Origin of the sequence: Mesorhizobium sp. WSM3224, assembly GCF_000427725.1 — a bacterium.
In the GTDB taxonomy this organism is placed as follows: domain Bacteria; phylum Pseudomonadota; class Alphaproteobacteria; order Rhizobiales; family Rhizobiaceae; genus Mesorhizobium.
In genome coordinates this window covers 87,398-102,578 of sequence record NZ_ATYO01000006.1, presented here as the reverse complement: position 1 = coordinate 102,578, position 15,181 = coordinate 87,398, and the positions used below count along the sequence as shown (strand labels likewise).

Sequence of the window (15,181 nt, the reverse complement as noted above, 5' to 3'; positions counted from 1 at the left end):
AAAGGCTTCCTTCCTGAAACTCGGCATCACTGGCTGCCATTACATCTGGGCGCGGTGCCGCCACAATCCAAGTCGCGGCGCCAAGATTTTCAGTTTTCACGCACGCGGCCGGTGTAAAGGTCCGGCCAGCCGATGTCCTTGCGGATATCCGCCGGCAAGTTGTTCAGAAAACGCTGGGTGCGGATCTCGTTGCGTACCGTGCGGATCCTGCCGACATAGTGCTGCACGCTGCGCAGGATGGTAAAACCGTTCATGACCTGACTCCTCTCTTTCTGATGAGGAGAGTATCTCACACCCCTCCTGACAGCAGTCTGTCAGGAGGTTGGCAGGGGTACGAAGAATGCGCCGCAAGGCCCGCGAGGGCCGTGGGAAACGCTATTTCGTCAGGGATGTTGCTACCGGGCAGTGGCGCCGAGAACGGCTTTGACAGGCGCGGACATTGCTGGTCAAAGGCGGCATGACGAAACTGCTCGCCCTTGTCATCATCGGCATCATGCTGATCCAGGTCATCAAGCCGCTGGGATGGCCGGGGTTGAAGCGGCGCGGCGATTTCTGGAAGCTGGCGCTGCTTGCCATGGCCGCGATGTCGCTGGCCGCTGCCTTGGGCCATTGGGCCTAAGCTTCATTGATATTCAGGTGAGGGCGGCCTGCACCGTCGCCCAGCACAAAATCCAGCAGATGCTCAGCCCAGGCGCGATAACCTGCTGCGGAGGCGTGGAAGCCATCGGAGGCAAAGCCGGCCTCCGGATTGGTGATCGGCAGACGCGCAGCGGCAATGGCGCCGCGCTCGTTGCAGAGCCGCGCACCCATGCGGTTCATTTCAATGGCGCGGATCTCGAGTATCCTGCCGAGCAATGGTGGCATTGCCGGCGCGCGGGTGAATTCCAGCACCGGCGACCAGACCACGCGGGCTTCCGGCCATTTGGCGCGCAGCGCATAGAGCAAGCCGCCGAACTCCTTCTTGAAGCGCGGCACGGCGTGAAAGTTCTTGGTGTCGTTGGTGCCGATGGCCAGAACGATATGCGTCCATGGGTCGGCGGACAGGTTGGGCAAAACATGGTCGCGGATCTGGCCGGACGTCGCCGAATTGAAGCCGGCGGCCCGCCAGCGCACAGTGCTGCCGGTGCGCTTGGCGATCAAACCGGCAAGCTGCGCGGCAAGCCCGTATTCGGATTGCTCGATGCCGACCGAGGCGGCGGAGGAATCACCCAGAACCAACAATGAGATGGCTGGCGCCTTGCCCGCAATCTCATGCATGACCGGCCCTTGCGCCGGCAGCATGCGGCTGGTGCGGCGGCGCACGCCGAGGCCCTGCCAGACATAGACCGGGAAGGCGAGCCAGGTGAGGAGGGCGAGCAGACGCTGCATGGCGGTTCCGTGGATGTGCCGCACTGCCATTAGCGCATGTTTGGACCGGCGTGAACGGTTTGCGGCTTACGCGCAGCAGTCCGGCCGATCCTTGGCCTTGTCCTGGTATTCGTCATGCAGCCGTACCCAGTCCATCAGGCCGTGATAGGGGCCGGTCTCATTGCGGCCCTTCGGCGTCATGTCGAGATAGTGATAGGTGCCGATCAGGGCGTCGCCGCCGCGGGCGCGCGACAGGAAGGTGAGGAAGATGTCGCTGTTCTCGTCGCGGTAGAAGATGCTGGTGCCCGGCAGGTCCTTCGAGCGCAACGGGCGCTTCTCGAAATTGTAGGTGGTGTCGCCCGCCGCGATCTGCTTGTCGGTGAACGAAACCTGCAGGTCGAAATTGAAATCGGACGCATAGGACGACAGCCACTCGAACTTCCAGCCCATGCGCTGCTTGTAAGGCAGGATCTCGGCCAATGGCGCGCGCGAGACGACGACCAGCGAGACGTCATGATGCTTCAGATGCTGGTTGGCGCCGTCGATATGGTCGGCCAGGAACGAGCAGCCCTCGCAACGGTGATCGGAGCCCGGCGTCATCATGAAATGATAGACGATAAGCTGGCTCTTGCCGGCGAAAAGTTCGGCAAGGCGCTTCGGCCCCGCTTCGCTCTCGAAGACATAGTCCTTGCGCAGCTTGAACCAGGGCAATTGCCGCCGCTCCGCGGCGATGAGGTCGCGAAACCGCGTCAGTTCCTTCTCGCGCTCCAGATGCTTTCGGTGCGCCTCGAACCAGTCCTCGCGCGAAACCACGGCATTGCGTTGCATGACTATCTCCTGTCCTCTCCTGCCAAGGACGTTCGACATCGGCCCGACCCGACACAGCCGCCGCTGTTTCGCTGCATCAGGTAGGAATGCGGCCCGCAAAAAACAAAAACCCGGGCGGTGGCCCGGGTTTTCCGTGTCCTGGGGAAGGGACGGCCTCAGGCCGCCTTTTCCAGCGCCGGCTGCCATTTTCCAAGCGCCGCCAGATGGTTCATGTGGGCGCGATGCGTGAAGGCGGCCTGGCCGGCGGCGACGTTCGACGCCTTGCCGCTCCAGGCCTTCTGCGGCGCCGCCTGCAGCGCGCGGCCGTAGGAGAAGGTCAGTTTCCACGGATGCGGGCCGATGGCGTTGATGGCGTTGAGATTGGCGGTCGCCTCCTCGTCGTCCTGGCCGCCGGAGAGGAAGGCAATGCCCGGCACCGCCGCCGGCACCACTTCGCGGAACAGCTTTATCGTCTTCTCGGCAATTTCCTCCGGACTGTCGGTCTTGCCCGATTTCTTGCCCGAGATGATCATGTTGGGCTTCAGGATGGAGCCTTCGAGCACGACGCGGGCGGCGTAGAGCTCGTCATAGAGCTTGACCAGCGTGGCCTTGGAGACGTCGTAGCAGGTGTCGATCGAATGAGCGCCGTCCATCAGCACTTCGGGTTCGACGATCGGAACGATGCCGGCTTCCTGGCAAAGCGCGGCATAGCGGGCCAAAGCGTGGGCATTCGAGGCGATCGAATTGGCGGAAGGCACGCCCTTGCCGGTGTCGATATCGATCACCGCGCGCCATTTGGCGAAACGGGCGCCGAGCTTGTAATAATCCGCCAGCCGCTCGCGCAGGCCGTCGAGGCCCTCGGTGATGGTGTCGCCGGGAAAATTCGCCAAGGGCTTGGCGCCGAGGTCGACCTTGATGCCGGGAATGGCACCGGCGGCCTTGATGATGTCGACCAGCGGCGTGCCGTCGGCCGCCTTTTGGCGGATGGTCTCGTCATAGAGGATGACGCCCGAAATATAACGGGACATCGCCTCCTTGGACCGGAACATCATCTCGCGATAGTCGCGCCGGCTGTCGGCGGTCGATTCGACGCCGATGACGTCGAAGCGCTTCTTGATGGTGCCGGAGCTCTCATCGGCGGCCAAAAGGCCCTTGCCATCGGCCACGATCGCGGCGGCGATATCTTCGAGACGTTCGCTCATGGTGCTCTCCTTGACGGTGTCGGTTCCGCGCTTAACGGAACTCTACCGCCAAAGGAATGACGCCGGAAAGCTAGAATCGATTGAAAGCCGGGTGCGTTCTGCCCGTTCGCGGACTGTTTACCGCTTCAGCACCTCGACGCCGGGCAGCGGCTTGCCTTCCATCCATTCGAGGAAGGCGCCGCCGGCGGTCGAGACATAGGTGAAGTCGTCGGCGACGCCAGCATGGTTGAGCGCGGCCACCGTGTCGCCGCCGCCGGCGACGGAGACCAGCTTGCCCTCCTTGGTGCGGGCAGCGGCATGCCTGGCCGCCGCCATCGTGGCGCGGTCGAAGGGCGCGATCTCGAAGGCGCCGAGCGGGCCGTTCCAGACCAGCGTGGCGGCGCGGTCGATCCACTCGTTGACGCTCTGCAAGGTCTTCGCGCCGACATCGAGGATCATGCCGTCGGCCGGCACGTCCGCGATGGCGACGGTCTCGCTGGCAGCGCCCGCCTTGAATTCCTTGGCCACCACGCCGTCGGCGGGCAGGATGATGGCGCAGCCGGCTTCCGCCGCTTCGATCATGATCTGCTTGGCGGTGCCGGCGAGGTCATGTTCGCACAGCGATTTGCCGACATCGGTGCCGCGCGCGGCAAGAAAGGTGTTGGCCATGCCGCCGCCGATCACCAGTGCGTCGACCTTCTTCACGAGGTTCATCAAGAGGTCGATCTTGGTCGAGACCTTGGCGCCGCCGACGATGGCGACAACCGGCCGAACCGGATTGCCGAGGCCTTTTTCCAGCGCGTCGAGCTCCGCCTGCATGGTGCGGCCGGCATAGGCCGGCAGCCGATGCGCCAGGCCTTCGGTGGAAGCATGCGCGCGGTGCGCGGCGGAGAATGCGTCGTTGACATAGATGTCGCCATTGGCGGCGAGCTTCTCGGTGAAGGCCGGTTCGTTCTTCTCCTCAGCCTTGTAGAAGCGGGTGTTTTCAAGCAGCAGCACGTCGCCGTCCTTCATCGCGGCGACTGCATCGGCGGCCTTGTCGCCGATGCAGTCGGAGGCGAAGCCGACAGGGCGGCCGAGCACGTCTGCCGTGGCCTTGGCGATCGGCTCGAGCGAGAACTCGGCCGATGGCCCGTCCTTGGGGCGGCCGAAATGGGCAAGCAGGATGACCTTGGCGCCCTTCTTGGAAAGCTCGGCGATGGTCGGGGCGATGCGCTCGATGCGGGTGGCGTCGGTCACCTTGCCGTCGGCGACAGGAACGTTGAGGTCGACGCGCACCAGGACGCGCTTGCCGCTGACGGCGCCGATATCATCGAGTGTCTTGAAGCCGGCCATGGTCGTCCTTCCTAGTTTTGACGCAATTCCGGACGGAAAACCGCACACACTTTTCCTGGAATTGCTCTAAAGCGTGTCGCGCTGAAACGGATTCAGGCGACACGCTTTAGGACTTTGTTTTTATGCATGTCGTTGTCCCAGAACCGCCGTACACTTCTGGGCGACATGCATTAGCGAAAACGCGGCGACCTTACCCGGCGCGAACGACGATGCAAGGGCCGCGTTGAAGCGCGCGCGCAAAAATGATGTCGCTGTGAGACATCAGCCTTGGCTGGTCGCCTTTTGCTCGTCCGGCGCGGGCGCCACGGCGTCGATCGGCACGTCCTCGACCGCCTGCTTTTCCACCGGTCTGCGCCAGTTGCGGATCAGGGCGGTTATGCGGTCGCCGATCTCGCCGGCGCTCATGAACACCGGCACGCGAGCCACCGGCGCGGTCGGCTCGAAGGAGAGGCCAAGCCCGGTGATCCTGCCTTTTTCGTCGACATCGCGCACGATCATCTCGATCGGGCCGATCACCACCCGGTCGGCATATTCGGGGTGGCCGCCAAGCCGATCCGAAACCAGCGCTGCAACGGTCAGCTTCTGTTCTGCCTCGGTCAGGCCCGGCGCATAGGCCGCTTCCAACTCCGCCGCCGAACGGGCAGGATCGACGGCGAAGGCGCCGAAGAAATCGGCATCCTCGGGATCGACCACGGCGCGGCTGGCAAAAAGCTTGTCGAGCAGGCGCGGATAGCGGTCCGGGACGAAGATATAGACATGATCGCCGGCAGCCAGCCGACCCATGTCCTGGAAGCGCATCGAGCGGCCGTCGCGCAGCACCAGCGAGGGCCGAGCCCAGCGCGGGATGCGCTCGCCGCGCGCCACCGGGCTGCCAGGCGCGACGCGATAGGCGAGCAGCTCATGATGGGCCGAGCCCGGCAATTCGAGTTCCACCTTGTCCAGCGGACCGAGACGGGCCGGCACGATCAGGCCGAGGCGCCGCGCCAGCGGACCGACCGTCCAGCCCTGCACCACCAGCGACACGAGCACGATGATGAAGGCGGCGTTGAAGATCAGGCGGCCATGCTCGAGGCCGCCGAGCAAAGGTGTGATGGCAAGCAGGATCGAGACCGCGCCGCGCAGGCCGACCCAGGAGACGAAGGCGACCTCGGGACGCGGCAGGTGGAACGGAATCAGGCAGAGCCAGACGGCGACCGGCCGCGCCACGAAGATCAGGAACAAGCCGAGCAGGATCGCCGGCACCAGGATCGCCGGGAATTGCGAGGGCGTGGCGAACAGGCCGAGGATCAGGAACATGATGATCTGCGCCAGCCACGACATGCCGTCCTGGAAGCGCTTCAGGATGGTGACGGCGCGGATGTCGGAATTGCCGGCGATCAGTCCGGCAATGTAGACGGCGAGGAAGCCCGAGCCGCCAATGGCTCCGGCTGCCGCGAACACCATCAGCGACAGCGTCAGCACGAAGATCGGCAGCAGGCCGTGGTCGAGGTTCAGCCGCTCGACAAGACGCACGATGCCAAAGCCGCCGAGCACGCCGACAACGGCGCCGAGCCCCATATTGGCAAGGAAGCCGAGCAAAAGGTTGGTGGCCAGCGCATTGGCCTCCGGGTTGGCATGCGCGGCGATGATCTCGACCAGGGTGATGGTGAGGAAGATGGCGATCGGGTCGTTGGTGCCGGATTCCACTTCGAGCGTCGCGCGCACGCGCTCGCGCAGATGGATCTCGCCGGCGCGCAGCAGGAAGAAGACCGCGGCCGCGTCGGTCGAGGCGACAGCGGCGCCAAGCAGCGAGGATTCCAGCCAGCTGAGTTTGAGAAAATAGGAGGCGGCAACGCTGAAGATGCCGGTGGTCAGGATGACGCCGATCGTGGCCAACGACAGCGCCGGCCCGACTGCTTGCCGCAGCGCGTTGAGCGGCGTGCCGAAACCGGAATCGAACAGGATGACGGCCAAAGCCAGTGAGCCGGCAAAATAAGCCAGTCGCGCATTGTCGAACTCGATGCCGAGGCCGTCGACGCCGGTGGCAAGTCCGATGCAGAGGAAGAGGAGCAGCAAGGGCGCACCGAAGCGGAAGGCGATCAGGCTCGAGAACGCGGCGGCCACGACAAGCGCGGTGCCAACCAGCGTTACAAGATAGATCGCATGCTCCATCCGCCAATGCCCCTCAAATCCGCGTCCCTCCCGCTTTGCGGCAGAGTGGGGCGAAGACATGACGAGTGCAAGGCGAAGGCGTGTTATTTGGCTCGCCGGCCAATAAAAAACGCCCGGCAGAACCGGGCGTTTCGAACTGCGGAATGTGCCTTGAATCAGGCGATGGTCTTGCCGAAGGCAACGGCGGTGTCGCCCATGCGGTTCGAGAAGCCCCATTCATTGTCGTACCAGGACAGCACCGAAACGAAGTTGCCGTCCATGACCTTGGTCTGGTCGAGCGCCACGATCGAGGAATGCGGATCGTGGTTGAAGTCGATCGAGACGTTCGGATGATGGGTGACCGAGAGCACGCCCTTGAGCTTGCCCTTGGAAGCGGCGATCAGCGCCTCGTTGATCTCCTGCGGCGTGGTCGAGCGCTTGGCGATGAACTTGAGGTCGACGACCGACACATTCGGGGTCGGCACGCGGATCGAGATGCCGTCGAGCTTGCCCTTGAGGTCGGGCAGCACGAGGCCGATCGCCTTGGCAGCACCCGTCGAGGTCGGGATCTGGGAGAGCGCCGCCGCGCGGGCGCGGTAGAGGTCCTTGTGCATGGTGTCGAGCGTCGGCTGGTCGCCGGTGTAGGAGTGGATCGTCGTCATCATGCCCTTCTCGATGCCGACGGTCTCGTGCAGCACAGCCGCCAGCGGGGCGAGGCAGTTGGTGGTGCAGGACGCGTTCGAGATGACGATATGGTCCTTGGTCAGCTTGTCGTGGTTGATGCCGTAGACGACCGTGAGATCAGCACCTTCGGCCGGAGCAGAGACGATGACGCGCTTGGCGCCGGCGGTCAGGTGCGCGGCGGCCTTGTCGCGAGCGGTGAAGATGCCGGTGCATTCGAGCGCGATGTCGATGCCGAGTTCCTTCCACGGCAACTGGGTCGGATCCTTGATCGCCGTGACCTTGAACTTCTCCTTGCCGACCGAGATCTGGTCGCCGTCGACCGCCACTTCGTGCGGGAAGCGGCCGTGCACGCTGTCATAGCGCAGCAGGTGCGCGTTGGTCTCGACCGGGCCGAGATCGTTGACGGCGACGACGTCGATGTCCTTGCGGCCGGATTCATGGATGGCGCGCAGGATGTTGCGGCCGATACGGCCAAATCCGTTGATGGCAACTCTGACGGTCATTGTTCTCTCCCTTGGGGACTGGAAAGCGGATGGGTCCGCAGCTTCATAACGGCGGACGGGTCAAGAATCCAGCCGGAGAAGGTCGAATTTAAATCGATTAGGTTGGTCCAGCCCGGCAAAACCGTTAATCGGCGTTGCCGGGCCTGGGCCAATTCCTACTTGCCGTGCAGACGCGCTTCGACTGCCTTGGCCGCAGCATCGGCGGTGATGCCGAAATGCGGATAGAGCTGCTCGATCGTGCCCGAAGCGCCGAAGCCGTGCATGCCGATGAAGATGCCGTCGGTGCCGATGAGGTGGTCCCAGCCCTGGCGGATACCCGCTTCGATGGCGACCTTGATTTTGGCATTGCCGATGGTCTTCTTGCGGTAATCCTCGCTCTGCTGGTCGAACAGCTCGAAGCAGGGCACCGACACGACGCGCGTCGGGTGGCCGTGCTTTTCCAGCAGGTCGCGCGCACCGAGCGCGATCTCGACCTCGGAGCCGGTGGCAAAGATCGTCACCGCGGCTTCGCCGCTTGCGGCGGCCAGTTCGTAGGCGCCCTGGCTGCTCAGGTTCTTGGCCGAATGCTCCGTGCGCACCGTCGGCAGGTTCTGGCGGGTCAGCGCCAGAGTCGAAGGCGTTTTTTCGGATTCGAGCGCGATCTGCCAGCATTCGGCGGTTTCGACCGCATCGGCCGGACGGAAGACATTGTGGTTCGGGATGGCGCGCAGCGCCGCCAGATGCTCGACCGGCTGGTGGGTCGGGCCGTCCTCACCGAGGCCGATCGAGTCATGCGTCATGACGAAGATCGAGCGGATGCCCATCAGCGATGCCAGACGCATGGACGGGCGGGCGTAGTCGGAGAAGCACAGGAAGGTGCCGCCATAGGCGATCAGGCCGCCATGCAGCGTCAGGCCGTTGATGGCGGCGGCCATGCCGTGCTCGCGAATGCCGTAGTGGACATAGCGCTGGCCGTAGTCGTCGGGCGTGATGTTCTTGGTCTGGCTGGTCTTGGTGTTGTTGGAACCGGTGAGGTCGGCCGAGCCGCCTATGGTTTCCGGCACCGCGCCGTTGATGACTTCCAGCGCCATTTCCGACGACTTGCGCGTGGCGACCTTCGGCTTGTCGGTCGAGAGCTTCTTCTTGTAGTCGGCGATGACGGCGTCGAAGTTGGAAGGCAGCTTGCCCGACAGGCGGCGCTCGAACTCGGCTTTCAGCTTCGGCTCGGCGTTGGCCAGACGGCCTTCCCAGTCCGCGCGCGCCTTGACGCCGCCTTTGCCGATGGCGCGCCAGGCGTCGAGGATGTCGGCCGGAATTTCGAAGGGCGGCGAGTCCCAGTTGAAGAACTTGCGCGCGCCGGCGATTTCCTCGGCACCCAGCGGCGAGCCATGCGCCTTGTTGGTTCCGGCCTTGGTCGGGGCGCCGAAGCCGATGGTGGTCTTGCAGGCGATCATCGTCGGCTTGTCGGAATGGCGCGCCGCCTCGATGGCGTAGGCGATGGCTTCGGGATCGGTGCCGTCGATGTGACTGGCGTTCCAGCCGCAGGCCTGGAAGCGGGCGACCTGGTCGGTGTTGTCGGCAAGCGAGACCGGGCCGTCGATCGAGATGTTGTTGTTGTCCCAGAAGACGATCAGCTTGTTGAGCTTCAGATGCCCGGCCAGCGCGATGGCTTCGTGGGAAACGCCTTCCATCAGGCAGCCGTCGCCGGCCAAAACATAGGTGTAATGGTTGACGAGGTCGTTGCCGAAGGCGGCGTTCATGATGCGCTCGCCGAGCGCGAAGCCGACCGAATTGGCAAGGCCCTGGCCGAGCGGGCCGGTAGTGGTCTCGATGCCGGCGGCATGGCCGTATTCGGGATGGCCGGCGGTCTTGGAACCGAGCTGGCGGAAATTCTTGATCTGGTCGATCGTCATATCCTCATAGCCGGTGAGGTAGAGGAGCGAATAGAGCAGCATCGAGCCGTGGCCGGCCGACAGGATGAAGCGGTCGCGGTCGGCCCAGTGCGGGGCCTTGGCGTCGAATTTCAGGAAGCGACTGAACAGCACCGTGGCGATGTCGGCGCAGCCCATCGGCAGGCCGGGATGGCCGGAATTCGCCTTTTCGACGGCGTCCATGGAAAGGAAACGGATCGCGTTGGCCATCCGGTCATGTTGTTCACGCGCGGTCATGCTTCCTCCGGAGAATTAAGTTGAGGGCCTTGGGAGAACCCTAGGGAAAGGGCTTGGCGACACATAGCAGGCACGGCCCTTTAGTCAACAAATGGGCGCGGTTTTTGCCGGGCTTGTGATGCCGTCGGGCGCCTTACATTAGCGATAGCGGGGGACAGTCGCGAGAGCTTTGTTGACGCGCCCTTCACCCGGTGCCTAATCTTTCCGAGGTAACGCGTTCTGAACGCGCGCGATTCGGTGATGGGCAGGGCATAGGACGAAGGCCATGACCGCGGATACGACCCTCAGGGAAGTCATCGCCCGGCTGAGCAAGGCCATGGAAGGGCTGGAAAACGCCGTGGCGGCGAAGCTCGAGCACGAGCGCGATTATTCGGAAGCCGAGGCCGAGGTGCAGCGCATGAACGCCGACCGTTCGCGCCTGGCGCAGGAGCTCGACAATTCCGAGGCGCGCGCCGAGCGTCTCGAAGACGCCAATAAGGAAGTGTCGCGACGGCTGGTGACCGCGATGGAAACCATCCGGGCGGTGCTGGACAGGTAAGGCAATGGCACAGGTCACGGTTTCCATTGACGGCAAGCAGTATCGCATGGCCTGCGACGAGGGCCAAGAAGAGCATCTGATCGACCTTGCCGAGCGCTTCGACCGCTATGTCTCGCATCTGAAGGATTCCTTCGGCGAGATCGGCGACCAGAGGCTGACCGTCATGGCCGGCATCATGGTGATGGACGAGCTCTCGGAGCTCGCCAAGCGCGTCAAGGGCATGGAGAGCGAAGTGCTGACGCTGCGCAAGACGCGCGACGAGGCGCTGACCAAGGCCGACAAGAGCGACAGCGTGCTCACAACCGCGCTCGGCGCGCTGGCGCAGCGCATGGAAGATCTCACGGCGACGCTGGCGATAAAGAAAGCCTGAGCGGCTCTTCCGATCGAAAAAGCAGAAAATACTGGCGCGGATTGCCGGTGATCATGAAAAAATTTCGTCCTGCGGCGGCCTCAGTCGCCGCTCTCGGCGTTTCACCGAAACCACGATAGTGCTAGCTTAGCAGCCCCGCCGGCCACGCTGGCGATCGTTTCACAAAAAAGGGTAGGGACAGGGTCATGAGTCTTCGTATCAACGATGTCGCGCCGGATTTCACGGCCGAAACCACACAGGGCACTATCAAGTTCCACGACTGGATCGGCGACGGCTGGGCGGTGCTGTTCAGCCACCCGAAGAATTTCACGCCGGTCTGCACCACCGAGCTCGGCACGATGGCAGGGCTCGAGGGCGAGTTCAAAAAGCGCAACGTCAAGATCATCGGCATCTCGGTCGATCCGGTGTCGAGCCACGACAAGTGGCAGGCCGACATCAAGACCGCCACTGGCCATACGGTGAACTATCCGCTGATCGGCGACCGCGACCTCCACGTCGCGAAACTCTATGAAATGCTGCCGGCGGGCGCCGGCGAAAGCTCGGATGGCCGCACGCCGGCCGACAACGCCACCGTGCGCTCGGTCTACGTCATCGGCCCGGACAAGAAAATCAAGCTGGTGCTGACCTATCCGATGACGACGGGCCGCAACTTCGACGAGATCCTGCGCGTCATCGATTCCATCCAGCTGACCGCCAAGCACCAGGTGGCGACGCCGGCCAACTGGAAGCAGGGCGACGACGTCATCATCACCGCCGCCGTCTCCAACGAGGATGCGGTCAAGCGCTTCGGCGCCTATGAAACGGTGCTGCCGTATCTGCGCAAGACCAAGCAGCCCGCGGCGTGAGCTTTCCTTCTCCCCGTTCCACGGGGAGAAGGTGCCCGAAGGGCGGATGAGGGGCGGCGCGGCGTTCGATGATGGCCGCGGCAAGCTGCCTCGCGATTGCCTTCGAATGATAACTTCGCAGTGTCGGCGCTGCCCCTCATTGCCCCACCGGGCATTTCTCCCCGTATAGTGACGGGGAGAAATGGCTGGTTCGCCGCTTTCGCCAAACAGAAAGGCGGCGCCGAAGCGCCGCCTTTTTCATTTTCTGCCTTGAGCAACTTTACGCCGCCGGCTGCGCCTCGATGGTGCGCAGCGCCTGCATCTGGCGCTTGGCGGCGGCCTTGACCGCGTCCTGCACCTTCTCGAAGGCGCGCACCTCGATCTGGCGCACGCGTTCGCGGCTGATGTCGAACTCGGCCGACAGCTCTTCCAGCGTCAGCGGCTCGTCGGCCAGGCGCCGCGCCTCGAAGATGCGGCGCTCGCGGTCGTTGAGCACGGACAGAGCGCCCGACAGCATGGAGCGCCGGTTTTCCAGCTCATCCTGTTCGATCAGCATCTCTTCCTGGCTCTCGTGGTCGTCGACCAGCCAGTCCTGCCATTCGCCGGACTCGCCTTCGCTCGCCCGGATCGGGGCGTTGAGCGAAGCGTCGCCCGACAGGCGGCGGTTCATCGACACCACTTCCGCCTCGGAAACGTTGAGGCGGGTCGCGATCTCGGCGATCTGGTCGGGCTTCAAGTCGCCATCGTCAAGCGCCTGGATCTTGCCCTTCACCTTGCGCAGGTTGAAGAACAGACGCTTCTGATTAGCGGTGGTGCCCATCTTGACCAGGCTCCACGAGCGCAGGATGTATTCCTGGATCGAGGCCTTGATCCACCACATGGCATAGGTGGCGAGCCGGAAACCACGCTCCGGTTCGAATTTCTTCACGGCCTGCATGAGGCCGACATTGCCTTCCGAGATCACCTCGCCGATCGGCAGGCCGTAACCGCGATAGCCCATGGCGATCTTGGCGACGAGCCGCAAATGGCTGGTGACGAGCTTGTGCGCAGCGGAAGTGTCCTCATGCTCGGCATAACGCTTGGCGAGCATGTACTCTTCCTGCGGCTGAAGCATCGGAAAGCGGCGGATTTCTTCCAGGTAACGGGCGAGACCGCCTTCACCGGAAACGATACTGGGTAGTGATTGGGCCATGATAGCGCCCCCTCTCTCTTTGGAGTGGATGCCCCCGAAACGCGGCGGGCATACGACGCGGATGCCAAAGGCTCATCCGCGACAACCTGTGTATATAGGAACAAAACCAGAAAAGACAGGCATTTGTTCAACGCTAAACAGTCTGTCACGCTAAAGTGAACAACGACGGTCAGGTTTTTTGATGGCTGGTTTGCAGCTTGTTCGTGGCGGGTCGGTTCAGAATTTCCGGAAGCCGCCGACGAGTTCCTCCATGTCTTCCGGTATCGGCGCTTCGAACCTCATCGTTAGATGGGTGGCCGGGTGCCGGAATTCAAGGAGCCAGGCATGCAGGGCCTGCCGGGGAAAGGCGTTGACCATGGCTTTCAAGGGTTCGGGCAGCCGGTTGGCCTTGGTGCGGAAGGCCTGCCCGTAGTCCGGGTCGCCGATCACGGGGTGGCCGATATAGGCCATGTGGACGCGGATCTGGTGGGTGCGGCCGGTCTCCAGCCGGCATTCGACAAGGCTTGCGGTGGCGAAAGCCTGCTGTGCTTCGCCGAAGCGCTCGACGACGCTGAAATGGGTGACGGCGTGGCGGGCGTCGTCGCGGCCCTGTGGAACGACGGCGCGGCGGACGCGGTCGGCGGCGCGGCCCAAGGCAGCATCGACGGTGCCGGTCGGCCGCTGCGGAATGCCCCAGACCAGCGCCAGGTAGGCGCGCTCCAGATCGCCGGTGCGGCCGTGGTCGGCAAAGGCTTCCGACAGCGCCTTGTGGGCGCGGTCGGTCTTGGCCACGACCATGACGCCGCTGGTTTCCTTGTCGAGCCGGTGGACGATGCCAGGCCGCCTGACGCCGCCGATGCCCGACAGGCTGTCGCCGCAATGATGGATCAGCGCGTTGACCAGCGTGCCGGTCCAGTTGCCGGCGCCGGGGTGGACGACCAGTCCCGCCGGCTTGTTGATGACGATCAGCTCGTCGTCCTCGTAAAGGACGTCGAGGGCAATGTCCTCGCCCTGCGGTTCGGCCGGCTCCGGTTCGGGCATGACGACCGAGACACGCTCGCCGGCCGCCATCTTGCGCTTGGCTTCCTCGACCGGCCTGCCGGCGATCGAGACCGCGCCCTGTTTGATCAGAGCCTTGACCCGGCTGCGCGACATGTCCGGGCCGAGCCGGGCGGCCAGCCACTGGTCAAGGCGCTTGCCGGCGGCGTCGGCGCCGGCTTGCAGCTCCACCGCTCCATCCCCGGTCGATTCATCCTCTATCAATATCGGGGTCTCTTCGTTATGAGCGCTCATCGAAACCCGCTGCGGATTGTTTAGCCATGGCCCGGCCGATCGCCGAAGAAGATGAGGAAAAGCCGCTCGACCCAGCGGCCGAAAACGTGCGCCGGAAGCTCGTCCGCTTCATGATCGTCAATCTCGGCCTTCTGTTCCTCGCCCTTATGGTGGTGATCGGGGCGCTTGTCTACAAAGCCCGCAATGCGCCGGTGGCCGGCTCGGCGCCTGCCGGCGATGTCCAGGCTCCCGCCGGCGCGCCGCTGTCGGGCGACATCGTGCTCCCCGTGGGCGCCAAGGTGGTCAGCCAGTCCTTGTCCGGCAACCGCCTGTCGATCGACGCCGAGCTTGCCGACGGCAGCCGTTCGATCTTCGTCTACGACATCGCCGAGCGCCGCATCATCGGCCAGTTCCCAATCCGTAACAAATGAGCCCGCACCAAATGAGCGGTTTGGCCGGACATCGCGGCATTGCCACCGTCGCGCTCGTCGTCGGCAATTATGACGAGGCGATTGCCTGGTATGTCGAACGGCTGGGTTTCGTCCTTACCGACGATGTCGATCTCGGCGGCGGCAAGCGCTGGGTGACTGTCGCGCCGCCAGACGGCAATGGCGCGCGGCTGCTGCTGGCGGAGGCATCGGGCGAGGAGCAGGCAAGCCGCATCGGCAACCAGACCGGCGGCCGGGTCTTTCTCTTCCTTGAGACCGATGATTTTTCCCGCGACCATCAGGCGATGCTCAGCAGCGGCGTCGAATTCCGCGAGGCGCCGCGCCATGAGGCCTATGGGACGGTGGCCGTCTTCGCCGATCTCTACGGCAATCTTTGGGACCTGATCGAGCCGAAGCGGCAGGGCTGACCAGGGCGGTTCGGCA

At 63.9% G+C, this 15,181-nt stretch carries 16 protein-coding genes; 6 read left to right on the top strand and 10 right to left on the bottom strand.

The window, feature by feature from the left end; all coding sequences use genetic code 11:
• Positions 1-89: 89 nt before the first annotated feature.
• On the bottom strand, positions 90-254 hold the full coding sequence (locus YU3_RS40540; protein WP_156913455.1) for a hypothetical protein: 165 nt from the start codon (positions 252-254) through the stop codon (positions 90-92).
• A 185-nt stretch (positions 255-439) separates the two neighbouring features.
• Between YU3_RS40540 and YU3_RS36425 the strand changes: the two genes are divergently transcribed.
• Entirely contained in the window at positions 440-619 is a 180-nt protein-coding gene (locus YU3_RS36425) for a hypothetical protein (RefSeq protein WP_036258375.1), read from the top strand.
• On the opposite strand, the gene YU3_RS0112755 is transcribed toward YU3_RS36425, so the two are convergent.
• The 7 genes from YU3_RS0112755 to tkt all read right to left on the bottom strand — a co-directional run bounded on the left by YU3_RS0112755 (position 616) and on the right by tkt (position 10,134).
• Positions 616-1,368 carry an SGNH/GDSL hydrolase family protein gene (locus YU3_RS0112755; protein ID WP_027166619.1) on the bottom strand — a complete coding sequence of 251 codons (753 nt, stop codon included), beginning with the start codon at positions 1,366-1,368 and terminating at the stop codon, positions 616-618. The genes YU3_RS36425 and YU3_RS0112755 overlap by 4 nt on opposite strands.
• A 66-nt stretch (positions 1,369-1,434) precedes the next feature.
• Positions 1,435-2,175 carry a thioredoxin family protein gene (locus YU3_RS0112750; protein WP_027166618.1) on the bottom strand — a complete coding sequence of 247 codons (741 nt, stop codon included), beginning with the start codon at positions 2,173-2,175 and terminating at the stop codon, positions 1,435-1,437.
• A gap of 155 nt (positions 2,176-2,330) precedes the next feature.
• Positions 2,331-3,356: a class I fructose-bisphosphate aldolase gene (locus YU3_RS0112745; protein WP_027166617.1), complete on the bottom strand. Its 1,026-nt coding sequence runs from the start codon at positions 3,354-3,356 to the stop codon at positions 2,331-2,333.
• Positions 3,357-3,473: 117 nt separating this feature from the next.
• Positions 3,474-4,670 (bottom strand): phosphoglycerate kinase, encoded by a 1,197-nt coding sequence (locus YU3_RS0112740; RefSeq protein ID WP_027166616.1) that lies wholly within the window; start codon positions 4,668-4,670, stop codon positions 3,474-3,476.
• Between the two features lie 261 nt (positions 4,671-4,931).
• Positions 4,932-6,821, bottom strand: a complete 1,890-nt coding sequence (locus YU3_RS0112735) for a potassium/proton antiporter (RefSeq protein WP_027166615.1) — start codon at positions 6,819-6,821, stop codon at positions 4,932-4,934.
• A 155-nt stretch (positions 6,822-6,976) separates the two neighbouring features.
• Positions 6,977-7,987, bottom strand: a complete 1,011-nt coding sequence (gene gap, locus YU3_RS0112730; protein WP_027166614.1) for a type I glyceraldehyde-3-phosphate dehydrogenase — start codon at positions 7,985-7,987, stop codon at positions 6,977-6,979.
• A 155-nt stretch (positions 7,988-8,142) separates the two neighbouring features.
• Positions 8,143-10,134 (bottom strand): transketolase, encoded by a 1,992-nt coding sequence (gene tkt, locus YU3_RS0112725; protein WP_027166613.1) that lies wholly within the window; start codon positions 10,132-10,134, stop codon positions 8,143-8,145.
• 265 nt (positions 10,135-10,399) lie between these two features.
• Between tkt and YU3_RS0112720 the strand changes: the two genes are divergently transcribed.
• The 3 genes from YU3_RS0112720 to YU3_RS0112710 all read left to right on the top strand — a co-directional run bounded on the left by YU3_RS0112720 (position 10,400) and on the right by YU3_RS0112710 (position 11,887).
• On the top strand, positions 10,400-10,672 hold the full coding sequence (locus tag YU3_RS0112720; RefSeq protein WP_027166612.1) for a DUF4164 domain-containing protein: 273 nt from the start codon (positions 10,400-10,402) through the stop codon (positions 10,670-10,672).
• Between the two features lie 4 nt (positions 10,673-10,676).
• Positions 10,677-11,042 carry a cell division protein ZapA gene (locus YU3_RS0112715; protein WP_027166611.1) on the top strand — a complete coding sequence of 122 codons (366 nt, stop codon included), beginning with the start codon at positions 10,677-10,679 and terminating at the stop codon, positions 11,040-11,042.
• Positions 11,043-11,227: 185 nt separating this feature from the next.
• Entirely contained in the window at positions 11,228-11,887 is a 660-nt protein-coding gene (locus YU3_RS0112710) for a peroxiredoxin (RefSeq protein ID WP_027166610.1), read from the top strand.
• A 259-nt stretch (positions 11,888-12,146) separates the two neighbouring features.
• On the opposite strand, the gene rpoH is transcribed toward YU3_RS0112710, so the two are convergent.
• On the bottom strand, positions 12,147-13,058 hold the full coding sequence (rpoH, locus tag YU3_RS0112705; RefSeq protein ID WP_027166609.1) for an RNA polymerase sigma factor RpoH: 912 nt from the start codon (positions 13,056-13,058) through the stop codon (positions 12,147-12,149).
• A gap of 216 nt (positions 13,059-13,274) precedes the next feature.
• The gene (locus tag YU3_RS0112700; RefSeq protein ID WP_027166608.1) at positions 13,275-14,330 is read right to left on the bottom strand and encodes an RluA family pseudouridine synthase; all 1,056 of its coding nucleotides are present in this window, start codon (positions 14,328-14,330) and stop codon (positions 13,275-13,277) included.
• Between the two features lie 26 nt (positions 14,331-14,356).
• On the opposite strand from YU3_RS0112700, the gene YU3_RS0112695 reads away from it, so the two are divergent.
• Positions 14,357-14,740: a hypothetical protein gene (locus tag YU3_RS0112695; protein ID WP_027166607.1), complete on the top strand. Its 384-nt coding sequence runs from the start codon at positions 14,357-14,359 to the stop codon at positions 14,738-14,740.
• An 11-nt stretch (positions 14,741-14,751) separates the two neighbouring features.
• Complete coding sequence (locus tag YU3_RS0112690) at positions 14,752-15,165, top strand: VOC family protein (RefSeq protein WP_027166606.1); 414 nt, start codon at positions 14,752-14,754, stop codon at positions 15,163-15,165.
• Positions 15,166-15,181 lie beyond the last annotated feature (16 nt).

Bases quoted from the DNA above. Each gene is read 5' to 3' on its own strand.
- YU3_RS40540 (WP_156913455.1), bottom strand. From the start codon at position 254: ATGAACGGTTTTACCATCCTGCGCAGCGTGCAGCACTATGTCGGCAGG.
- YU3_RS0112755 (WP_027166619.1), bottom strand. From the start codon at position 1,368: ATGCAGCGTCTGCTCGCCCTCCTCACCTGGCTCGCCTTCCCGGTCTAT.
- YU3_RS0112750 (WP_027166618.1), bottom strand. From the start codon at position 2,175: ATGCAACGCAATGCCGTGGTTTCGCGCGAGGACTGGTTCGAGGCGCAC.
- YU3_RS0112745 (WP_027166617.1), bottom strand. From the start codon at position 3,356: ATGAGCGAACGTCTCGAAGATATCGCCGCCGCGATCGTGGCCGATGGC.
- YU3_RS0112740 (WP_027166616.1), bottom strand. From the start codon at position 4,670: ATGGCCGGCTTCAAGACACTCGATGATATCGGCGCCGTCAGCGGCAAG.
- YU3_RS0112735 (WP_027166615.1), bottom strand. From the start codon at position 6,821: ATGGAGCATGCGATCTATCTTGTAACGCTGGTTGGCACCGCGCTTGTC.
- gap (WP_027166614.1), bottom strand. From the start codon at position 7,987: ATGACCGTCAGAGTTGCCATCAACGGATTTGGCCGTATCGGCCGCAAC.
- tkt (WP_027166613.1), bottom strand. From the start codon at position 10,134: ATGACCGCGCGTGAACAACATGACCGGATGGCCAACGCGATCCGTTTC.
- YU3_RS0112720 (WP_027166612.1), top strand. From the start codon at position 10,400: ATGACCGCGGATACGACCCTCAGGGAAGTCATCGCCCGGCTGAGCAAG.
- YU3_RS0112715 (WP_027166611.1), top strand. From the start codon at position 10,677: ATGGCACAGGTCACGGTTTCCATTGACGGCAAGCAGTATCGCATGGCC.
- YU3_RS0112710 (WP_027166610.1), top strand. From the start codon at position 11,228: ATGAGTCTTCGTATCAACGATGTCGCGCCGGATTTCACGGCCGAAACC.
- rpoH (WP_027166609.1), bottom strand. From the start codon at position 13,058: ATGGCCCAATCACTACCCAGTATCGTTTCCGGTGAAGGCGGTCTCGCC.
- YU3_RS0112700 (WP_027166608.1), bottom strand. From the start codon at position 14,330: ATGAGCGCTCATAACGAAGAGACCCCGATATTGATAGAGGATGAATCG.
- YU3_RS0112695 (WP_027166607.1), top strand. From the start codon at position 14,357: ATGGCCCGGCCGATCGCCGAAGAAGATGAGGAAAAGCCGCTCGACCCA.
- YU3_RS0112690 (WP_027166606.1), top strand. From the start codon at position 14,752: ATGAGCGGTTTGGCCGGACATCGCGGCATTGCCACCGTCGCGCTCGTC.